The organism is Agromyces sp. GXS1127, assembly GCF_050565425.1.
In the GTDB taxonomy this organism is placed as follows: domain Bacteria; phylum Actinomycetota; class Actinomycetes; order Actinomycetales; family Microbacteriaceae; genus Agromyces.
Map to the genome: position 1 here is coordinate 139,506 of NZ_JBOCIG010000001.1, position 20,210 is coordinate 159,715.

The window sequence follows — 20,210 nt, forward strand, 5'->3', positions numbered from 1 at the left end:
CCATGTGACCGTCACGATCCGGCCCGCGGCGGCGGGCGATGCCGAGGCCCTCGCGCGGCTCGCCGCCGTCACCTTCCCGCTCGCGTGCCCGCCGTCGACGACGGCCGACGCGATCGCGTGGTTCATCGCCGAGCAGCTCAGCGAGGTGCGCTTCGCCGAGTACCTCGCCGACCCCGACCGGACGATCCTCGTCGCCGAGCCCGATCGGGCCACGGGTGCGGGCATCGCGCTCGCCGGGTCCGAGGAGGTCGCCGCGACGGGCGGCCTCGTCGGCTGGTCGATGCTGGTCGCGACGGCCGACGGCGTGCCCGCCGATGAGGATGCCGCGGCCAGCGTGACCACGCGTCCGGCGATCGAGCTCAGCAAGATGTACGTGCACCCGGTCGCGCACGGCGCCGGGATCGCCGGCACGCTCATGGCGGCCACGCTCGCGTCGGCCGCGGAATCGGGAGCGTCGGTCGTGTGGCTCGGCGTGAACCAGGAGAACGGCCGCGCCATCCGCTTCTACGAGAAGCAGGGCTTCGAGGTCGTCGGTTCCAAGGGGTTCCGGCTCGGCGACCGGGTCGAGCACGACCACGTGCTCGAGCGCGCGGTGCCGCGGGCGTAGGCCGCGCCTACCGCGCGGCCTTCACGTGCTCGTACGCCGCGAGCGCCGCAGCTCGGGTCTCCCTCAGGTCGACGATCGGCTCCGGGTAGTCCTCGGCGTCGAGTTCGGGCACCCACCGCCCGACGTATCGCCCGTCGGGGTCGAACTTCTCGCGCTGCAACTCCGGATTGAACACGCGGAAGTAGGGCGCCGCATCCGCCCCAGATCCGGCGACCCACTGCCAGCCGAACGGATTCGACGCGGGGTCGGCGTCGACGAGCGTGTCCCAGAACCACTGCTCGCCGCGCCGCCAGTCGATCAGGAGGTTCTTGGTGAGGAACGACGCCGTGATCATGCGCGCGCGGTTGTGCATGCTGCCCGTGTGCCAGAGCTCGCGCATCGCGGCATCCACCACCGGCACGCCGGTGCGGCCCTCCTCCCACGCGGTGAGCGCCGACGGGTGCAGCCGCGGCCACGGGAAGGCGTCGAACTCCTCGCGCCAGTTGCGCGTCGCGAGCTCGGGGAAGTGGAAGAGCACGTGGTACGCGAACTCGCGCCAGCCGACCTCTGACAGGAACTTCCGCGCCCCCTCGGTGCCGCCGGCCCGCTCGCGCGTCGCGTGCCAGACCTGGTGCGGGCTGAGCTCGCCCCAGCGCAGGCGCGGCGAGAGCCGGCTCGTCGACCGCCGGTCGAGCCGGTCGCGGCCCGTCGCGTAGTCGCCGAGGTCGTCGTCGAGGAACGCGCGAAGCCGTCGATGCGCCGCGCGCTCGCCGGGCTCCCACGTCTCGCGCAGCCCGCCGGCCCAGTCGGGGCGGGTCGGCAGCAGCTGCCAGTCGTCGAGGTCGTCGCTCGCGGGGCCGCCCCGACCCGACGGCCCGCCGAACCCGTCGAGCTCGCTCGGCGCGGGCAGCGGATGTCGCGGCTCGTCGGCCGCGAGGCACGCCTTCCAGAAGGGCGTGAAGACCGAGAACGGTGTGCCCGACCCGGTGCGGATCGTCCACGGCTCGAACAGCAACGACCCGTCGAAGCTCGTCACCTCGAGCCCCGCGTCGGCCAGGTCGGCCTTCAGGTCGGCGTCGACCTCCCGCTCGCCGCCCCCGTAGCGCCGGTTCCAGAAGACCGCACCGGCACCCACCTCGTCGACGAGCGAGCGGATGACCCGCCCCGCCGCCCCGCGTCGGAGCACGAGACGCACGCCGCGATCGCGCAGGTCGTCGGCGAGCGATGCGAGCGAATGGTGCAGCCACCATTTCGCAGCGCCGCCGAGGGGCCGGATGCCGCGCGACTCCTCGTCGAGCACGTACACCGCGACGATCGGCTCGCCGCGCTCGACCGCCGCGTGCAGCGCGGGATGGTCGCCGACCCGCAGGTCGTCACGGAACCAGACGATCGACGGCGCGGCACCCATGCGGAAACGCTAGCCGAGGCATCCGACACCCACCCGTGCCGCGTGCGGCCCACGCTCGGTCCACAGGAGATCCGCCGATCCACAGGACGTCGCGACGGGATCCGTCCTGCGAATCGCGGGATCTCCGGTGAATCGCGGACGACGGGTGCCTACGCCGGGTCGTCGGCGACGCGCAGCACGAGCTTGCCGCGCACGTGCCCGCCGCCGAGGCGCGTGTGCGCGGTCTCGCCCTGCTCGAGCGGGAACACCTCGTCGACGTGCACCCGGATCGCGCCGTCGTCGACGAGCCGGGAGATCACCGACAGCGTGCGCGCGTCGGGCGAGACGACGAAGCCGGTCGAGCGGATGCCGCGTGCCGCCGCCTCCTCGGCCATGGTCGGCCACGACTTCGTCGGCACGTTCACGATGAGGCCCCCGCGGCGGATGACGTCGAGCGAACGCGTGCCCGTGTCGTCGATCACGTTGCCGATGAGGTCGATGACGACGTCCTGTTCGCCCGCGACCTCCTCGAACCGCTCCGACGTGTGATCGATGACGTGCTGCGCGCCGAGCGAGCGGAGGAAGTCGGCGTTGCGCGGCGAGCCCGTGGCCGTGACCTGGGCGCCGAAGTACGTGGCGAGCTGCACCGCGAAGTGCCCGACGCCGCCCGCACCGGCGTGGATCAGCATGCGCTGCCCGTCGTGGGCTCGCGCGACGTCGACGACCGCGCCCCACGCGGTCAGCGCCGCGCACGGGATGGCGGCCGCCTCGACGAAGCCGGTGCCGATCGGCATGGGCGCGACCGACATCGATGGCACGCTCACGACCTCGGCATAGGTCCCCGACATCCGCGGCACACGCCCCATGCCGTACACGCGGTCGCCGACCTTCAGCGGATGCGCCGCGTACGGCACCTCCTCGACGACGCCCGCGAAGTCGAGCCCGAGGATCGCGGGGTACGACGAGATCGCGGCGGAAACGCCGCGACCGAGCTTGGTCTTCCGGTCGATGGGGTTCACGCCGGCGGCGATCACGCGGACGAGCACCTCGTCCTGTACCCGGAGCGGCTGCGGCACATCCGCCATGCGGAACGTCGCACCCTCGCCTGTCTCGTCGACCACCAGTGCCCGCATCGTTCCCCCGTCCGCTCGCCGCCCGTCCGACCATTCTGCGGCACATCAGGCCGCGGGAGTCCGGCGGAGCCATCCCGCGACCGTGTCGCGCATCGCCGCCGTCTGCGCGGCCTGCCCGTCGTCGCGCGCGGGCACGCGCGCGAACTCGGCGCCGAGGCCGGCCGCCCACCGCTCGGCGAGCTCGAACGGGTGCACCGGGTCGCGGGGCGCTCCGACCACGAGCGAGCGGATGCCGCGGCTCGCGAGCCCGCCGAGTTCGGCGTCGGCCGCGAACGCCCGGTTGCGCGGGATCTCGACGAGGCGGATGGCGCGAGCCGCGGCATCCGGCGCCCGGAACTGGGCGAGCAGGCCGCGGCCCCCGAGCGGGGAGGCCTCGGCCACCCGGAGGTAGGGTTCCGTCCGAACGAAGCGCTCGGCGCCGCCGTCGGGCCCGTGCTCGCGCAGGAGTTCGCCGATCACGGGGAACGCCCGCAGGTTCGGCGGCAATGAGGCGTCGCCGAACGCCGGGCGGACGAACACCGCCCGATCCACCGGCAGCAGCTCGCGCAGGGCGATGCGCAGCGCGAGCGCGGCGCCCATCGAGATGCCGACGAGCGTGACCGGGCGTTCGGTCGCGACGCGCGCGGCGACCTCGCCGGCCAGCCGGTCGAGGACGAAGTCGTCGGGGCTCCCGATCAGGGCGGAGCCGCCGTGTGCGCGCACGTCGGGTGCGATCAGGCTCCCGTCGTCGCCGAGCACCGGCCCGACCAGGTCGAGCGGCTGACGGCGATCGGCGCCGAGCCCGTGCAGGAGCACGAAGCTCACGCGAGCGGCCCCGGGCGGTAGAACGAGCGGTCGGGGCCGCCGACGCGGGCGGGCTCGGCGGACCCGGGTTGCGGGCGGATCGCCTCGAGGAGCAGTCCGGCGAGGCGCACGAGCTGCGCGATCTGGTCTTCGTCGCGATCGACCCAGCGGCACCTCGGGTCGCCGATCGGCACGAAGCCGTCGTGCTGCTCCCACACCACGAGCGTGCGCTCGGCGCCGAGCACGTACTGCTGCCACCACACCTGGCGCAGGTACCCGCGCGGGATGCCGCGCCACGGCTTGGACGTCGTCTTGATCTCGCACAACTCGAGCGTGCCGTCGGCGCGGACCGTGAGCCCGTCGGGCGTCGCGAGGTGGCGACGCTCGGACTCGGCGTGGAAGAGCAGGCTCGACGGCGCGATGCCGTGCTCCTTGCGGACCCACCGCGCGATGACCGGCTCGCGCTGTCGACCGTGGTCGGTGTAGCGGCTGCCGCCGAACCCGCGGCGGTCGCCGCCGTAGACCTTCTCGCTCGCCGCGGCCCGAACGGATGCCTCGGAGGCGAGCTTCGCGGCATCCGTCGCCGTCACGCCCTGCGCCCTCGCCCGGAGCCATGCGACCCGGTCGCCGGAGTCGGCCACGACGCGGGTCTCGTGGGGGAGCGTGGGCTGGGCGAGCGCCGACGCGACGCGCGGGGCGACCGACTCGAGGTCGAACAGCGCGAAGGGGGTGTCGGTCACCCGACCACGCTACCCCCGGCCGCACCCGATCGACGGACGCCGCGGACGCGCGGCGCTACTTGACCGCGCGGAGCGCCCCCGCCGCCGACTGCGCGATCATCGCCTCGATGTTGGCGGGGGAGAGCGAGTGGTGGATGGCCAGCATGCTCGCGCCGAGCACCGCGGCATCCGCCCCGGTCTGCGACAGCGTGATGTGCAGCGACTCGGTCGCGAGCGGCATCGAACGCCGGTAGACCACCTCGCGGACGCCGGCGATGAGGTGCTCGCCCGCCTCCGCCATGGCGCCGCCGAGCACGATGACCGAGGGGTTCATCAGGCTGAGGCACGTGGTGAGCACCTCGCCGATGTCGCGACCCGCCTGCCGTACCGCCTGGATCGCGTTCACGTTGCCGTTCTTGACGAGGTCGACGACGTCGCGGGAGTTCGTCGCGGGGATCCCGGCCGCGGTCAGCGCACGCGCGATCGCGCTGCCGGAGGCGAGCGCCTCGAGGCAGCCGAAGTTGCCGCAGTTGCACGCGATCTCGGCGCCCCGCGCGACGTAGACATGGCCGATGTCGCCCGCAGTGCCCTGCGCGCCGCGCTGCAGGAAGCCGCCCGAGATGACCCCCGCGCCGATGCCCGTCGCGATCTTCACGAAGAGCAGGTGATCGGTGTCGGGCCAGGCCCGCTCGCGCTCGCCGAGCGCCATGATGTTCACGTCGTTGTCGACGAGGACGGGGACGTCGATCTCCTGGCGGATCCAGCCGGCGACGTCGAAGCGGTCCCAGCCGGGCATGATCGGCGGGTTGATCGGGCGACCCGTGCTGAACTCGACCGGTCCCGGCACGCCGACGCCGATGGCGAGGAGGTCCGCCACCTTCCGCCCGGTGTGCTCGAGCAGTTCCCGGATGGCGGCGACGACGGCGTCGAGCACGACGCGCGGGCCCTCCGAGACCGCGATGACCGAGTTGGTCTCCTCGATGATGCGACCGGTGATGTCGGCGAGCGCCACCCGGATGTGCGAGGCGCCGATGTCGACGCCGGCGACGAACCGCTCGCTCGCGGTGATCGCGAAGAGCGACGACGGGCGACCGCCGGTCGACGCGGCCTCCCCGACCGGGCCGACGAGGCCCAGGTCGGTGAGGGCGTCGATGCGCATCGCGACGGTGGTCCGGGCGAGGCCGGTGATCGACGCGAGCTCGCTGCGCGTGCGAGGCTGGCCGTCGCGCAGGATCTGGAAGAGATCGCTCATGGCGGTCGAGCCCAGCGCGTTCACGTGTGGCCTTGCGTCGCCCCTCGCACTTACGTCAGCCATCCGTCGATTCTCCCATACCCTTCGACATAACTCGCATGCGCATGCATCCTCCGGAATACATCGGGATCGGCGCCCGCAGGCGGTTACTGCGACTTCGAACCCTGCCCGGCGAACCGCTGCTGCAGGAGCACCGCGATCACGATGATCACGCCCTTCGCGACCGCCTGCACGGAAGTCGAGAGGTTGTTCTGCGTGAAGACGTTCGTGAGCGTCGCGAAGATGAGGACGCCGAACACGGTGCCGGTGATCGTGCCTCGCCCGCCGACGAGGAGCGTGCCGCCGACGACGACCGCCGCGATGGCGTCGAGCTCGTACAGCGTGCCGTGGGTCGAGGTGCCCGCCGTGGTGCGGCCGAGGATCATGACCGCCGCGATACCCGCGGTGAGGCCGGCCAGCGCGTAGAGGTACATCGTGTGGCGACGCACCGCGAGGCCTGCGAGGCGCGCGGCCTCGCGGTTGCCGCCGATGGCGACCGTGCGGCGGCCGAACGTGGTCCGGTTGAGGAGGATCCAGCCGCCGACCGCGACGATCACGAAGATCCAGATGAGCATGTCGATGCCGAGCAGGTCCGTGTTCATGAACTCGATGAACTCGGGGATCCGCACGACCTGCGTCGTCCGGTTGGCGAGGATCTCGGCGAGGCCGCGGGCGGCGACGAGCATCGCGAGCGTGGCCATGAAGGCGACGACCTTGCCGTACGCGATGACGAAGCCGTTGAGGAATCCGGCGGCGAGCCCGACCGCCAGCGCTGCGAAGACCATGACGAGCCAGGTCGAGTTGTCGGCGGCCGCCTGGACGGCGGACAGGGTCGCGACGACCGAGGCGAGGCCCATGACCGATCCGACGGACAGGTCGATGCCGCCGCCGATGATGACGAAGGTCATGCCGATCGAGATGACGCCGATGATCGAGGCCAGTCGGACGATCACGAGGATGTTGTCGATGTTCGTGAACCGATCGCCTGCGGTGATCGCGCCGACGACGAAGAGCGCGGCGAGCGCGAGGATCAGGCCGAGGTTGCGACCGACGGACCCGCTGATCAGGGTCTTCGCGGTGAAGCGGCGGCGCGGCTCGGGCTGCGGCGCCTCCGTGCCGGCCTCGGCCGGGGCGATGGTCTGGGGCTGGGACTCGCTCACGCGGCGGTTCCTTTCATGACGAGGTCGAGCACCTGGTGCTCGTCGATCTGGTCTGACTTCACGGTGGTGAGGATGCGGCCGTCCCCGACGACGAGGACGGTGTCGGCGAGTCCCAGCACCTCCTCGATCTCGCTGGACACCACGACGACGGCGTCGCCGTTCGCCGCGAGGCGGCGGATCAGGGCGTAGATCTCGGCGCGGGCGCCGACGTCGACGCCGCGCGTCGGCTCGTCGAGGAGGAGCACGGACGTGCGGTTCACGAGCCAGCGGGCCAGCAGGATCTTCTGCTGGTTGCCGCCCGAGAGCGTTCGCGCGGGGCGCTCGGGGTCCGCCGGACGCAGTTCGAGTGCGTCGATCTGCTCGGCGGCGATGCGGCGCTCTCGCCGTTCGTCGACGAAGCCGCCCGTGGCGAACCGGGTGAAGGAGGAGAGCGTGACGTTCCGGAAGATCGGCTCGTCGAGCAGGAGGCCCTGGCTCTTGCGCTCCTCGGGGGAGAGCCCGATGCCGGCCTTCACCGCATCGCGGACCGAGCCGCGGCGGAGTTGCCTGCCATTCGCTCGGACCGTGCCGGACGTCGCGCGCCGGGCGCCGTAGATCGTCTCCAGGATCTCCGATCGGCCGGAGCCGACGAGCCCGGCGAGGCCGACGATCTCACCGGCGCGGACCGTGAAGTCGACGTCGGCGAAGACGCCGTCGAGCGAGAGCCCCTCGACCTCGAGTGCGAGCGGTGCGTCGTCGGGGATCGGCGTCGCGGGCGGGAAGACGTTCTCGACCTCACGGCCGGTCATGCGCCGGATGAGCTCGGAGGTCGGCGTCTCGGCGACGTCGAGCCCGTGCGCGGTGCTCCGGCCGTCCTTCAGGACCGTGATGCGATCGCCGATCTCGCGGATCTCCTCGAGCCGGTGGGTGATGTAGACCACCGCGATGCCCGCGGTCGTGAGCTCGCGGATGACCCGGAAGAGGTTCTTCACCTCCTCGCCGTCGAGGACGGCCGACGGCTCGTCCATGATGATGAGGCGGGTGTCGTGCGAGAGCGCGCGCGCCATGCTCACGATCTGCTTGTTCGCCGCACTCAGCGAGCCGACCTCGCGGGTGGGGGAGAGGTCGCCGTGGCCGAGACGTGCGAGCAGCTTCCGCGTGCGCGCGTTCGCCTCGCCGGCTCGGAGGAACCCGCCGACGGCGAGCTCGTGCCCGAGGAAGATGTTCTCGGCGATGGTCAGGCCGTCGACGACGTCGAGCTCCTGGTACATCGTGGCGATGCCGAGCTCGATCGCGGCCTGCGGCGAATGGAGGGCGACCTCCGCGCCGTCCCACTCGATCGTGCCCGCGTCGGGGGTGTGCGCCCCGGCGAGGGTCTTGATCAGCGTCGACTTGCCCGCGCCGTTCTGGCCGAGGATGCAGTGCACCTCGCCTGCGGCGATCTCGAGGTCGACGCCCTTGAGCGCGTGGACGCCGGCGAAGCTCTTCGAGATCCCCGTCATGCGTAGTAATGCCGGAAGATGGTCGTCTTTGATCACGCGAAAATCATAAACGGAACTCGCGATGTCGCAAGTAGCGTGTCGATTCTGCATCCGTGGCGTCCGCCTCGGGCTGCGCGAAGGGCGGAACTCGAGGTGTCCCACTTATAACGTTCGGCAAACATAAGTTGCGCGTCTCCAAATGCCTTCTGCTACGCTCACGAAACGTCAGCGTGGACTCCGTTGGGTGTGGTGGCACCCGGATGGAACGAGGTCCATCTGGCGGTGCTGCGTCACATCCAATGAGAGGACTGAACGAATGAGTGTCACCCGCACTTCACGAGCCCGCATGCTGGTCATGGCGGGCGCATCCCTCGCGGTCGCCGGCCTGCTTGTCGGCTGCACCGCGGGCGGTTCCGAGTCGAACGTCACCGAGAACCAGAACTCCGCCGAGGAGAACGCGGAGGCCGGCGACACGGTCGTCATCGGCTTCTCGGGCCCCGCGGCCGACCACGGCTGGCTGGGTGCGATCAACTCGGCGGCACAGGCCGCGGCGGACTCCTACGACGACGTCGAGCTGCGCGTCGCGGAGGGGACGAACGACGCCAACCTCCAGATCAGCCAGGTCGAGACCTTCGTCAACGACGGCGTCGACGCCATCGTGCTGCTGCCCACCGACGGTGCGGCGCTGACCGAGGCGGCGACCAAGGCGATGGAGGCCGGCATCCCGGTCATCAACGTCGACCGCGAGTTCTCGAGCCCGTTCGCCGCTCGTGCGACGATCCTCGGTGACAACTACGGCATGGGCGTCTCCGCAGGCACGTACATCTGCGAGCGGCTCGAGGGCCAGGACGATGCGGTCGTCGCCGAGATCGCCGGCATCGACTCGCTGCCGCTGACGCAGGACCGCTCGCGCGGCTTCGCCGACGCGCTCGACGACTGCGGCCTCGAGGTGTCGAACCGCGTCGCCGCGGACTTCACCGTGCAGGGCGGCGAGGCCGTGACCTCGCAGCTGCTGTCGGCGGCACCCGAGATCGACGCGATCTGGAACCACGACGACGACCAGGGCGTCGGCGTGCTCGCGGCCATCGACGCCGCGGGTCGCGACGAGTTCTTCATGGTCGGCGGCGCGGGCAGCGCGAACGCGATGCGCGCCATCCAGTCGGGCGACTCGGTGCTCGAGGCGACGGTCATCTACCCGTCGACCCAGGCGGCCGACGGCATCGCGCTGGCCCGACTGATCGCGCAGGGCAAGACGATGAGCGACCTGTACACGCCCAGCGTCCCGAACCGGATCGTCCTCGACGCGCCGGTCGTGACCGCGGACAACGTGGACGAGTACATCCAGTACGCCTTCGAGTCCTGACCCGAACCACCAGGAGGCTGGGCGCCTGATCGGGCGCCCAGCCTCCCCTACCCCAGAAAGGCACTCGATCCGCATGCGTGAACGACTCCGCGTCGCGATGGTGGGCATCGGCTTCATGGGCGCGGCCCACTCGCAGGGCTGGCGCGTCGCCCCCAGGTTCTTCGACCTCTCCGCACCGCCGACGATGGACGTGCTGGTCGGCCGAGATCCCGACCGTACGGCGGCCGCGGCCGAGAAATGGGGGTGGCGGGAGTCCGCCGCCGACTGGCGCGAGGTCATCGCCCGCGACGACGTCGACGTCGTCGACATCGTCACGCCGGGCGACACCCACGCGGAGATCGCGATCGCGGCGCTCGAGGCCGGCAAGCACGTGCTCTGCGAGAAGCCGCTCGCGAACTCCACCGCCGAGGCCGAGGAAATGGCGCGCGCCGCCGAGGCCGCCGCCGCCCGCGGCATCCGCTCGATGGTGGGCTTCACCTACCGCAGGCTCCCCGCGACCGCGTTCGCTCGACAGCTCATCGCCGATGGTCGGATCGGAGAGGTGCGTCAGGTGCGCGCCTCCTACCTGCAGGACTGGCTGGTCGACCCCGGGTCGCCCATGACCTGGCGGTTGCAGAAGGACCGCGCCGGATCGGGAGCGCTCGGCGACATCGGCGCGCACGCCATCGACATGGCGGAGTACCTGACGGGCCTGCGCCTGAGCCGGGTCTCCGGCCTGCTCGAGACCTTCGTCCGGCAGCGACCGATCGCCGGTTCGTCCTCCGGTGCCATCTCGGGGGGATCCTCGGTCGGTTCCGCCGAGATGGGCGAGGTCACCGTCGACGACGCGGCGCTCTTCCACGGACGCTTCACCTCGGGCGCTCTCGGCACCTTCGAGGCCACGCGCATGGCGACCGGTCGCAAGAACGGGCTCCGGGTCGAGGTATCCGGCTCCAAGGGAGCAGTGGCGTTCGACCTCGAGCACATGAACCGCATCGAGTTCTACGACGGGACGGTGCCGGCCGCCGAGCAGGGCTTCACGTCGATCATCGTGACCGAGCCCGAGCACCCGTGGGTCTCGGCCTGGTGGCCGGCCGGCCACATGCTCGGCTACGAACATGGCTTCGCGAACCAGGCCAGGGACTTCGTCGAGGCGATCGCGGGCGACGAGGACCCGAGTCCCTCGTTCGCCGACGGCCTCCACGTCCAGCGGGTGCTCGACGCCGTCGAGCAGAGCTCGCACGCGGACGGCGCGTGGGTCGGGATCGCCGACGCATCCGAGTGAGCCCGCGTCGGCGCCATCCGGCCCGATGACCGACGAATCAGAGAGGATCCGAACATGACCGACACCACCGCCACCCACCCCGTCACCCTGTTCACCGGCCAGTGGGCCGACCTGCCGTTCGAGGAGGTCGCGCGCCTGGCCTCGGAGTGGGGCTATGACGGCCTCGAGATCGGCGTCGGCGGCGACCACCTCGACACCAAGCTCGCCGACGAGGAGCCGGGCTACCTGAAGGAGAAGCTCGAGCTCCTGAAGCGCTACGACCTGAAGGTCTACGCGATCTCGAACCACCTGACCGGCCAGGCGGTGTGCGACGACCCGATCGACTTCCGCCACCAGGCGATCGTGCGCCCGTACACGTGGGGCGACGGCGACGCCGAGGGCGTGCGGCAGCGCGCAGCCGAGGACCTGAAGCGCACCGCGCGCGTCGCGCGCAAGCTCGGCGTCGACACGGTCGTCGGCTTCACGGGCTCGAAGATCTGGCAGTACGTCGCGATGTTCCCGCCGGTGCCCGCCTCGGTGATCGACGCCGGCTACGAGGACTTCGCGAACCGCTGGAACCCGATCCTCGACGTGTTCGACGACGAGGGCGTGCGCTTCGCGCACGAGGTGCACCCGTCGGAGATCGCCTACGACCACTGGACGAGCGTGCGCACGCTCGAGGCCATCGACCGCCGCCCGGCGTTCGGCTTCAACTGGGACCCGAGCCACATGATGTGGCAGGGCGTCGACCCCGTCGGGTTCATCTGGGACTTCCAGGATCGGATCTACCACGTCGACTGCAAGGACACGCGGATCCGCACGGCGAACAGCCGCAGCGGCATCCTCGGCTCGCACCTGCCGTGGGGCGACCCGCGCCGCGGATGGGACTTCGTCTCGACCGGGCACGGCGACGTGCCGTGGGAGGACGCGTTCCGCGCGCTCGATGCGATCGGCTACACGGGCCCGATCTCGGTCGAGTGGGAGGACGCCGGCATGGACCGCCTGCACGGCGGCCCGCAGGCGCTCGAGTTCGTGCGCTCGCTGATCTGGCCGCGCCCGACCGCGTCGTTCGACGCGGCGTTCTCGAACCAGTAGAGCGGATGCCGCGGGCCCGCGCCGCCCGTACGATCGAGGTCGTGCGACCCGAACGAACGGCCGCGCGGCGCGGGCCGCATGCGGCATCCCGACCGGCGCGTCCGGCGCAGGCCAAGCCCGAGCGCGACCTCTCGCGACCGCTGCCCGCCTCGCTCAGTTGGGGCGTCCTCGCCGTCTTCGCCGCAGCGCTCGCGATCGGCGCGATCGTCGGGGCGGTTCCGTCGTGGCTCGCCGCCTGGTACGGCGCGGCGAGCCTGGTCGCGTTCGCGGCCTACGGCATCGACAAGGCGGCGGCGAAGCGCTCGGCGCCGCGGGTCCCGGAGCAGACGCTGCACCTGATCGACCTCGCCGGCGGATGGCCCGGGGCGCTCGTCTCCCAGCAGCTGTTCCGCCACAAGACCCGCAAGCGCACCTTCCGTCGTGCGTTCTGGGGCACGGTCGTGCTGAACGTGCTGCTCGTGGCGGCCCTCGTCGTGCTGCTGACGCCCGGACCGACGGCGGCGCTCCTCGGCGGCTGATCCCGCCGCTCGGCGGGAGGGGGCGGATGCCGCGGCCGGAGGGCATGGCCGCGGCATCCGCCCGGTCGGCTACGCCCGCTCGGTCACCGTTCCGTGCTTGAGGTGCAGCCGACGTTCGGTGCGCCTCGCGACGGCCGAGTCGTGGGTCACGATCACGAGCGTGAGGCCGCGGTCGCGGTGGAGCCCCTCGAGGAGGTCCATGATCTCGTCGCGCGTCTGCTCGTCGAGGTTGCCGGTGGGCTCGTCGGCCAGGAGCACGTCGGGCTCCTTCACGAGTGCGCGGGCGATCGCCACGCGCTGCTGCTGGCCGCCGGAGAGCTCGCTCGGGACGTGGTTCGCGCGCTCGCCGAGGCCGACCGACTCGAGGGCGGCCGTCGCGCGCCGGCGGCGCTCCTCGGCGGGCACGCCGAGCGGTTCGAGCGCCGTCTCGACGTTCTCCTGCGCGGTGAGCGTCGGGATGAGGTTGAAGCCCTGGAACACGAAGCCGATCTCGGTGGCGCGGATGCGGCCGAGCTTCGTGTCGGGCATGCCCGACAGGTCGGCCTCGCCGAGCGAGATGCGGCCCGACGTCGGCCGATCGAGCGCGCCGAGCATCTGCAGCAGCGTCGACTTGCCGCCGCCCGTGGGGCCCTGGATCGCGACGAGCTGGCCCGTCGGGATCGTGAGGCGCACGTCCTTCAGGGCGTGGATCGTGCGTTCCTTCTGTCGATAGGTCTTGGTGACGTTCTCGAGGGTGTACATGCGGCGGTCCTTCTTCCGGTGTCCGGTGGTGGTCTGTCAGGTGGGGTTCGGTGGGGCGGATGCCGCGGCATCCGCCCGTGCCTCGGGAACGTCAGGCGACGCTGCGGAGCGCCTCCGCGGGGCGCAGCTTGCTCGCGCGCCATCCGCCGACCGCACCGGCGAGCAGGCCGCCGACGACCGCGAGGCCGACCGCGAGGGCGACGACGCCGAGCGTGACCGGGGCGTTCAGCACGACCTCGGTGGTCTCCTGCGCGGCGGCCATGGGTCCGCCGCCGAAACCGCCCGCCATGCCGCCCTCGCCGCCGGGGCCGGCGGCCATGGCCGGGGAGGACGTGGTGGCCAGGCTCGGCGAGATCGCGTTGATCACCGCGATGCCGATGAAGCCGACCGCGAGTCCCGCGGCGCCGCCGATGAGGCCCTGCACGAGCGACTCGCCCGCGACCTGGCCGGTGATGCGGCGGTTCGACCAGCCGATCGCCTTCAGCGTGCCGAACTCGCGCGTGCGGCGGGTGACGCCTTGGATGGTGAAGAGGATCGCGATGAGGAACGCGGCGGCGAGCACCGCGACCGAGAGCCAGAGGCCGAGGCTCGAGATGAGCGTGGACGCGCTGCCGAGCGAGCCGGAGACGCTCGCGGCGAGGTCCTCCTGGGTGCTCACGGTCTGGTCGGGCAGGGCCTCCTCGAGGTCGGCCTTCACGGTCGGGATGTCGGAGGCCGAGGCCGCCTGGACCGAGATGTCGGAGATCCGGCCGTCCATGCCGGACAGCTCCTGGGCCACGTCGAGCGGGATGTACGCGTTCGACGCGGTCGCGGCATCCGCCGACGTCGAGGTCACGGTGCCGACGACCTCGAACTCAGCGCCGCCGAGCTCGATGGTGTCGCCCACGGCGAGGTCCTCGGTCGTGGCGTAGTCGGCGTCGAGGACCGCGACGTACGCGCCCGTGTCGCCTGAGTCCAGGCCCCGGCCGTCGGCGAGTTCGACCGCGCTGAGCGGTCCGATCGCCTCGGCCGCGGGGTCGACGCCGGTCACTGTCACGCTCGACACGTCGAAGTCGCCGCCGCCGAAGCCGCCCCCCTCGCCCGGCGCGGGCTGCACGCCGCCCTCGGTGCCGGTCATCTGGTCTCCGGTCGGCGGCTGGGGGAGTTCCCCGTCGAAGGTGATGTTCGTGAGGCTCAGGGTCGCGGATGCCGCGGCCACGCCGTCCACGTCCTGAACCGTCTCGAGCGTCGTCGCGTCGAAGGTCGACGAGCCGGGTCCGGCGGTCAGGCGGGAGTTGCTCAGCGCGGTGGTGCCGTCCTCGTCGGTCGCGCCGTCGTCCGCGCCGAACTCGAACCGGACGCCGCCGCCGGGCTCGCCGTCCTCGCCCGGCCCCGCGGGCGTCTGGGAGACGGTGAGGTCGGTGCCGACGCCGTAGACCGACTCGAGCACCGCGGCTTGCGCGTCGCGCACTCCTGACGAGACGGCGTTGACGATCATGACGAGCGCGATCGCGAGCGCCATGCCCACCGCGATGATCGCGGTCTGTCTGCGGCGCCCGGCGAGCTCGCGCCGGAGGTAGGTGAAGAACATCGGAGGGTCCTCATCGTGTCGGAAGACGGCCCACCGGTCGCGGGCCCGGCTCGGACGCTACGGACTGGGGCTGTGGCGTCCCGATGGCGAACCTATGGATTCGGTATGAGCGAGGCGTGTCGGCGGTGCGCATGGCCGGGTCACAGCCGGCATCCGCTCGCGTCATAGGAAGCGCACAGGAACCCGCGCATACTCGGAAGCATGAGCAGCACCCCCGGCACCGGAACCGCGCACCGACCGCAGATCGCCAAGGCGGACGGCAGCGCCGTGCGCGTCCTCGTCGTCGACGACGAGAGCTCGCTCACCGACCTGCTGAAGATGGCCCTCCGCTACGAGGGCTGGGAGGTGCGCACGGCCGCCGACGGCCTCGGCGCGGTGCGCGTCGCGCGCGAGTTCCGCCCCGACGCGATCGTGCTCGACATCATGCTCCCCGACATCGACGGGCTCGAGGTGCTGCAGCGGGTGCGAGCCGACGGGGCCGAGACGCCAGTGCTCTTCCTCACCGCGAAGGACTCGCTCGACGACCGCATCGCGGGCCTCACCGCGGGCGGCGACGACTACGTCACGAAGCCCTTCAGCCTCGAGGAGGTCGTCGCGCGCCTCCGCGGCCTCATCCGCCGCTCGACGCTCACGCTCGCGCAGGCGAAGGACCCGGTGCTGCGCGTCGGCGACCTCTCGCTCGACGAGGACGCGTACGAGGTCGAGCGCGACGGCGCCCCGATCGAGCTGACCGCGACCGAGTTCGAGCTGCTCCGCTTCCTCATGCGGAACCCCCGCCGGGTGCTGTCGAAGGCGCAGATCCTCGACCGCGTCTGGAACTACGACTTCGGCGGCAAGGAGTCGGTCGTCGAGCTCTACATCTCGTACCTGCGCAAGAAGATCGACGCGGGTCGCGAGCCCATGATCCACACGGTCCGCGGCGCGGGCTACATGCTGAAGGCGGCGGGATGACGCATCCGGGCGCTCCGGGCTACGCGGCGGCCGCGCGGCGCGCCGCGTCCGAGGCGCCCGCCTCCGGCGCGCACCGGCGCGCCCCGCGCACGCTGCGGCGCACGCTCGTCATCGTCCTGGGCGCGCTCGTCGTGCTCGCGAGCGTCATCGTCGGGGTCGTGAGCACGGCGGTGCTGCACGGCCAGCTCGTCGCCCGCGTCGACGGCCAGCTCCAGCAGGCGACCGAGCGCGCCGCCCGTGCGGTCGGGGACGACCGCGGCGGCGACCTCCCGCTGCCGCCGGAGGCCGCCGAGGAGCTGCTGCGCCTGCCGGGCCAACCGGTCGGGACGATCGTCGCCCTCGTGACGAGCGCCGAGGAGCGGGTCGTCGCGGCGACGGCGTCGATCGACGAGGAGGGCGACATCGTCCAGCTCTCGCCGAGCGCGCAAGCGACGCTCGCGTCGGTCCCCGCCGATCGGGAGCCCCTCACGATCGACCTCGACGGGCTCGGCGACTACCGCGCCGTCGGCGTGCCGTTCGTCGAGGACTTCGCCTACGTGGTGGCATTCCCGCTGGCCGAGGTGAATGCCACGACCACGCAGCTCGCCGTCACGATCGCGATCGTCGCGCTCGCCGCGACCTTCGCCGCACTCGCGCTCGGCGCGGTCATCGTCGGCCGGGCCCTTCGCCCGCTCGACCGCGTCACCGAGACCGCGACGCTCGTCTCCGAGCTGCCGCTCGCGCGCGGCGACGTGGAGCTGCCCGACGAGGTGCCCGTCGACGACGAGCGCACCGAGGTCGGCCGGCTCGCGACCTCCTTCAACCGCATGCTCGGCCACGTCGCCGCGTCGCTGTCGGCGCGCGAGCAGTCCGAGCGCAAGGTGCGCCGCTTCGTCGCCGACGCGAGCCACGAGCTCCGCACGCCGCTCGCCTCGATCCGCGGCTACTCCGAACTCACGCGCCTGCACGGCGGAGAGCTGCCGCCCGACGTGGTGCACGCGCTCGGCCGCATCGAGTCCGAGTCCCTGCGGATGACCGAGCTCGTCGAGGACCTGCTGCTCCTCGCCCGGCTCGACGAGGGCCGCGAGCTCCGGCGCGAGCCGGTCGACCTCACGCGGCTCGTCGTCGACGCGGTCGGCGACGCCCAGGTCGCGGCGCCCGGCCACGAATGGCGGGTCGAGGTGCCCGACGACGAGGTGACCGTGACCGGCGATGCGAGTCGCCTCCACCAGGTCGTCGCGAACCTGCTCGCGAACGCGCGCGTCCACACGCCGGAGGGCACGGACGTCGTGGTCCGCGTCGAGCGCGTCCGCGCGGCGTCCGGCACCTCGTCCGCGGCCGCCGAACCGGCGTCCGGCGCGCCGTCCGGCCGGGTGCGCCTGACCGTGACCGACGACGGACCCGGCATCGACCCCGCCGTGCGGGCGAGCCTCTTCGAACGGTTCGCGCGCGGCGACGCGTCGCGCTCGCGCCGCGCCGGCAGCACCGGCCTGGGCCTCGCGATCGTGAAGGCCGTCGTCACGGCGCACCGCGGCACCGTCGACGTCACGAGCGCACCGGGGCGGACGGAGTTCGCGGTCGAACTGCCCGCCTGATCCGGCGGCGCGCGGCCCGGCTCAGCCCTCCGCGACGATGCGCAGCACGTCGGCGAGGGAGCGGAGCTCATCGATGGACCGACCCTCGAGGGCGGCCCGGAGGCGGGCCTGGTTCGACGCGCGCACGGCCGCCACCCGATCCCGGGCGGCGGCCGTTGGCGCGAGCACCCGGGCGCGTCCGTCGCGCTCGTCGGCCCGGCTCTCGACGAGGCCGAGCTCCTCGAGCTGCCGGATCTGCCGGCTGATCGCGCTCTTGTCCATGTCGTAGAGCTCGGCCAGCGCGTGGGCGTTGGTCGAGCCGGCGCGCACGATGCTGCTGAGGAGCTTGTAGCCCGCGGGCTGGAGCTCGGGATGCACGAGCTTCGCCGACTCGGCCCAGACGATCCGGGCCCGGTTGAAGACGATGCCGAACTGGTCCTCGACGGCCGCGATGGCGGCGTCGAGCTCGGGATCGGCGGTCATGACGGCCATGCTATCGACGCATCTCCGCGGCATCCGTGCCCTCGACCGACGCGACCGACCCGGTCGTCGTGGACACCAGCTCGCGTCGGGCCTCGGCCTCGAGCGACTCGGCCGACGGCACCGGCGCCCCGATCTCGGCCTCGGCGAGGTCGATCACCGCGTCCTCGGCCTCCTCGGTCAGCGACTCGGCCGCCGTCTTCGTGGAGAGGGACGTGTTGGGCAGGAACGCGATCGCGAGGAGCGAGAGCACCGCGAGCGGCACGGCGATCCAGAACACGGCGGCGATGCCGTGGCCGTAGGCCGACTCGATGACGACGCGGATGGCGTCGGGCAGCTCGTGCACGTTCGGCACGGCGCCGGACGAGAGGCCCTGGAGCGCCTCCACCTCCTCGGGGGTCGTGGGGACGAAGCCCTCGAAGCCGTCGGCGATGCGATCCTGCACCTGGGTCGCCAGCAGCGAGCCCATGACCGTGACGCCGATGGTGCCGGCGATCGAGCGGAAGAAGTTGACGTTCGACGACGCCGCGCCGAGCTGCGTCACCGGGGTGTCGTTCTGCACCACGAGCGTGAGGTTCTGCATGACCATGCCGAGTCCCGCGCCGAGCACGACCATCGCGACGCTCACCCACAGGTAGTCGGTGTCGTAGCGGAGGGTGGTCATGAGGTAGGTGCCTGCGACCACCAGCAGCGAGCCGAGGACCATGAAGCCCTTCCACTTGCCGAACCGGCTGATCAGCGCGCCGATGAGGATCGAGGCGCCCATCTGGCCGACGATCATCGGGATGGTCATGAGCCCCGACTCGGTCGGCGTGGCGCCGCGCGCGAGCTGGAAGTACTGCGCGAGGAAGACGCTCGTCGCGAACATCGCGACGCCGATCGAGATCGAGGCGACCACGGCGAGGGTGAACGTGCGGTTCGTGAAGAGGGCCATGGGCACGATGGGCTCGGCCACGAAGAACTCGACGACGACGAAGGCGATGAGGGATGCCGCGGCGATCCCGACCATGACGAAGCTCGTGAGCGAGTCCCAGTCGAACTCCTTGCCGCCGAGCGTGACCCAGACGAGCAGGAGCGAGACCCCGACGGCCATGAGCGCGGCGCCGGCGTAGTCGATCTTCACGGCGCGCTCGGGCATCTGCGGCAGGTGCAGCGTGATCTGGATGAGGATGAGCGCCACGATCGCGAGCGGCAGCGGGAGGAAGAAGTTCGCGCGCCAGCCCCACGCGTCGGTGACGACGCCGCCGAGGAGCGGGCCGCCGATGGTCGCGACGGCCATGATGCCGCCCACGAAGCCCATGTACTTGCCGCGCTCGCGCGGCGAGATGATGAGCGCGACGATGATCATGACGAGCGACATGAGGCCGCCGGCGCCGAGGCCCTGGATCACGCGGACCGCGATGAGCGTCGTCGTGTCCTGGGCGAAGCCGGCGATCGCCGTGCCCACGACGAACAGCGAGATCGCGACCTGGAGCAGCACCTTGCGGTTCACGAGGTCGGCGAGCTTGCCCCAGATCGGGGTGGAGACGGCCGTCGCGAGCAGGCTCGCGGTGATGACCCACGTGTAGGCGGCCTGGTCGCCGCCGAGGTCGGCGATGATGCGGGGCATCGAGGTCGAGACGACCGTGCCCGAAAGCACCGCCACGAACATCGTGACGATGAGGCCCGACAGGGCGACGAAGACCTCGCGCGGCGTGCGCGAGGGCGCCTCGGCGGGTGCGGTGGGAGCTGCTGCTGACAAGAGAGTGGTGTCCTCCGAGAAAGTTGATCGCGGTCAACCATATAGCCATGTAGTTGAACTAGGTCAACTTTGGACCTCGATCAACTATTCCCGCTCGCGTCGATTTGGCGGCGGCCGCGGCATCCGTTATGGTGTTCTGAGCCGAAGACCGCTGGTTGTCGTGTTCGCGTGCGAATCCGACCGAAGTCCTGTGAGAACAGGTGCCCGCGCAGGTGTGACGAAGACTTCCCGGGTTTCCCGAGCCGAGCTCCGCGCAACTGCGCCGGAGCTCTTTTCTTTCCCAGTCCGCGCCAGCGCTCCGAGGCCGTGCATCGCCACCGCGATGCGCGTTGAAGACACAAGGAGTGGCCATGGCGAACAAGGAAGCCTCGGTTGCCGAACTCACGAACCTGTTCGAGAGCTCGACCGCCGTTCTGCTGACCGAATACCGCGGCCT

General features: G+C 71.7%; 18 protein-coding genes and 1 pseudogene. 8 read left to right on the forward strand and 11 right to left on the reverse strand.

The annotated features are described in order from the left end of the window. Positions 1-4 precede the first annotated feature (4 nt). Positions 5-607: a GNAT family N-acetyltransferase gene (locus ACQ393_RS00635; protein ID WP_430644881.1), complete on the forward strand. Its 603-nt coding sequence runs from the start codon at positions 5-7 to the stop codon at positions 605-607. A gap of 7 nt (positions 608-614) precedes the next feature. On the opposite strand, the gene ACQ393_RS00640 is transcribed toward ACQ393_RS00635, so the two are convergent. From ACQ393_RS00640 to ACQ393_RS00670, 7 genes are all read right to left on the reverse strand, one after another. Then, entirely contained in the window at positions 615-1,994 is a 1,380-nt protein-coding gene (locus ACQ393_RS00640) for a cryptochrome/photolyase family protein (protein ID WP_430644882.1), read from the reverse strand. 149 nt (positions 1,995-2,143) lie between these two features. Beyond that, a complete protein-coding gene (locus tag ACQ393_RS00645; RefSeq protein ID WP_430644883.1) occupies positions 2,144-3,094 on the reverse strand; it encodes an NADP-dependent oxidoreductase in 951 nt (316 codons plus the stop codon). A 57-nt stretch (positions 3,095-3,151) separates the two neighbouring features. Next, complete coding sequence (locus ACQ393_RS00650; protein ID WP_430644884.1) at positions 3,152-3,910, reverse strand: alpha/beta fold hydrolase; 759 nt, start codon at positions 3,908-3,910, stop codon at positions 3,152-3,154. Then, entirely contained in the window at positions 3,907-4,629 is a 723-nt protein-coding gene (locus ACQ393_RS00655; protein ID WP_430644885.1) for a YqaJ viral recombinase family protein, read from the reverse strand. The genes ACQ393_RS00650 and ACQ393_RS00655 overlap by 4 nt, the downstream gene beginning before the upstream one ends. 55 nt (positions 4,630-4,684) lie before the next feature. Beyond that, positions 4,685-5,860, reverse strand: coding sequence for an ROK family protein (locus ACQ393_RS00660; protein WP_430644886.1), 1,176 nt, complete (start codon positions 5,858-5,860; stop codon positions 4,685-4,687). Between the two features lie 146 nt (positions 5,861-6,006). Continuing rightward, the gene (locus ACQ393_RS00665; protein WP_430644887.1) at positions 6,007-7,059 is read right to left on the reverse strand and encodes an ABC transporter permease; all 1,053 of its coding nucleotides are present in this window, start codon (positions 7,057-7,059) and stop codon (positions 6,007-6,009) included. Further along, entirely contained in the window at positions 7,056-8,540 is a 1,485-nt protein-coding gene (locus tag ACQ393_RS00670) for a sugar ABC transporter ATP-binding protein (RefSeq protein WP_430645327.1), read from the reverse strand. The genes ACQ393_RS00665 and ACQ393_RS00670 overlap by 4 nt, the downstream gene beginning before the upstream one ends. A gap of 334 nt (positions 8,541-8,874) precedes the next feature. Between ACQ393_RS00670 and ACQ393_RS00675 the strand changes: the two genes are divergently transcribed. The 4 genes from ACQ393_RS00675 to ACQ393_RS00690 all read left to right on the forward strand — a co-directional run bounded on the left by ACQ393_RS00675 (position 8,875) and on the right by ACQ393_RS00690 (position 12,738). Continuing rightward, complete coding sequence (locus ACQ393_RS00675) at positions 8,875-9,882, forward strand: substrate-binding domain-containing protein (RefSeq protein WP_430644888.1); 1,008 nt, start codon at positions 8,875-8,877, stop codon at positions 9,880-9,882. A 73-nt stretch (positions 9,883-9,955) separates the two neighbouring features. Further along, a complete protein-coding gene (locus ACQ393_RS00680; RefSeq protein ID WP_430644889.1) occupies positions 9,956-11,146 on the forward strand; it encodes a Gfo/Idh/MocA family protein in 1,191 nt (396 codons plus the stop codon). A gap of 54 nt (positions 11,147-11,200) precedes the next feature. Beyond that, positions 11,201-12,220 carry a sugar phosphate isomerase/epimerase family protein gene (locus ACQ393_RS00685; protein WP_430644890.1) on the forward strand — a complete coding sequence of 340 codons (1,020 nt, stop codon included), beginning with the start codon at positions 11,201-11,203 and terminating at the stop codon, positions 12,218-12,220. A gap of 41 nt (positions 12,221-12,261) precedes the next feature. Further along, positions 12,262-12,738, forward strand: a complete 477-nt coding sequence (locus tag ACQ393_RS00690; RefSeq protein WP_430644891.1) for a DUF1294 domain-containing protein — start codon at positions 12,262-12,264, stop codon at positions 12,736-12,738. Positions 12,739-12,807: 69 nt separating this feature from the next. Here ACQ393_RS00690 and ACQ393_RS00695 read toward each other — a convergent pair whose 3' ends face one another. Together ACQ393_RS00695 and ACQ393_RS00700 are read right to left on the reverse strand one after the other, a co-directional pair. Beyond that, positions 12,808-13,479 carry an ABC transporter ATP-binding protein gene (locus ACQ393_RS00695; protein ID WP_430644892.1) on the reverse strand — a complete coding sequence of 224 codons (672 nt, stop codon included), beginning with the start codon at positions 13,477-13,479 and terminating at the stop codon, positions 12,808-12,810. Positions 13,480-13,570: 91 nt separating this feature from the next. After that, the gene (locus ACQ393_RS00700) at positions 13,571-15,049 is read right to left on the reverse strand and encodes an ABC transporter permease (RefSeq protein WP_430644893.1); all 1,479 of its coding nucleotides are present in this window, start codon (positions 15,047-15,049) and stop codon (positions 13,571-13,573) included. Positions 15,050-15,250: 201 nt separating this feature from the next. Here ACQ393_RS00700 and ACQ393_RS00705 point away from each other — a divergent pair, with 201 nt between their 5' ends. Together ACQ393_RS00705 and ACQ393_RS00710 are read left to right on the forward strand one after the other, a co-directional pair. Continuing rightward, on the forward strand, positions 15,251-16,000 hold the full coding sequence (locus ACQ393_RS00705) for a response regulator transcription factor (RefSeq protein ID WP_430644894.1): 750 nt from the start codon (positions 15,251-15,253) through the stop codon (positions 15,998-16,000). Further along, a complete protein-coding gene (locus ACQ393_RS00710; protein WP_430644895.1) occupies positions 15,997-17,574 on the forward strand; it encodes an ATP-binding protein in 1,578 nt (525 codons plus the stop codon). The genes ACQ393_RS00705 and ACQ393_RS00710 overlap by 4 nt, the downstream gene beginning before the upstream one ends. Before the next feature lie 21 nt (positions 17,575-17,595). On the opposite strand, the gene ACQ393_RS00715 is transcribed toward ACQ393_RS00710, so the two are convergent. Further along, positions 17,596-18,036: a MarR family winged helix-turn-helix transcriptional regulator gene (locus ACQ393_RS00715; protein ID WP_430644896.1), complete on the reverse strand. Its 441-nt coding sequence runs from the start codon at positions 18,034-18,036 to the stop codon at positions 17,596-17,598. 10 nt (positions 18,037-18,046) lie between these two features. Continuing rightward, positions 18,047-19,774 (reverse strand): MDR family MFS transporter, encoded by a 1,728-nt coding sequence (locus ACQ393_RS00720; RefSeq protein ID WP_430644897.1) that lies wholly within the window; start codon positions 19,772-19,774, stop codon positions 18,047-18,049. Positions 19,775-20,124: 350 nt separating this feature from the next. On the opposite strand from ACQ393_RS00720, the pseudogene ACQ393_RS00725 reads away from it, so the two are divergent. Next, a pseudogene (locus ACQ393_RS00725) lies at positions 20,125-20,210 on the forward strand (50S ribosomal protein L10); the annotation flags it as partial.

Bases quoted from the DNA above. Each gene is read 5' to 3' on its own strand.
- ACQ393_RS00700 (WP_430644893.1), bottom strand. From the start codon at position 15,049: ATGTTCTTCACCTACCTCCGGCGCGAGCTCGCCGGGCGCCGCAGACAG.
- ACQ393_RS00685 (WP_430644890.1), top strand. From the start codon at position 11,201: ATGACCGACACCACCGCCACCCACCCCGTCACCCTGTTCACCGGCCAG.
- ACQ393_RS00695 (WP_430644892.1), bottom strand. From the start codon at position 13,479: ATGTACACCCTCGAGAACGTCACCAAGACCTATCGACAGAAGGAACGC.
- ACQ393_RS00715 (WP_430644896.1), bottom strand. From the start codon at position 18,036: ATGACCGCCGATCCCGAGCTCGACGCCGCCATCGCGGCCGTCGAGGAC.
- ACQ393_RS00680 (WP_430644889.1), top strand. From the start codon at position 9,956: ATGCGTGAACGACTCCGCGTCGCGATGGTGGGCATCGGCTTCATGGGC.
- ACQ393_RS00670 (WP_430645327.1), bottom strand. From the start codon at position 8,540: ATGACGGGGATCTCGAAGAGCTTCGCCGGCGTCCACGCGCTCAAGGGC.
- ACQ393_RS00705 (WP_430644894.1), top strand. From the start codon at position 15,251: ATGAGCAGCACCCCCGGCACCGGAACCGCGCACCGACCGCAGATCGCC.
- ACQ393_RS00640 (WP_430644882.1), bottom strand. From the start codon at position 1,994: ATGGGTGCCGCGCCGTCGATCGTCTGGTTCCGTGACGACCTGCGGGTC.
- ACQ393_RS00710 (WP_430644895.1), top strand. From the start codon at position 15,997: ATGACGCATCCGGGCGCTCCGGGCTACGCGGCGGCCGCGCGGCGCGCC.
- ACQ393_RS00660 (WP_430644886.1), bottom strand. From the start codon at position 5,860: ATGAGCGATCTCTTCCAGATCCTGCGCGACGGCCAGCCTCGCACGCGC.
- ACQ393_RS00675 (WP_430644888.1), top strand. From the start codon at position 8,875: ATGGCGGGCGCATCCCTCGCGGTCGCCGGCCTGCTTGTCGGCTGCACC.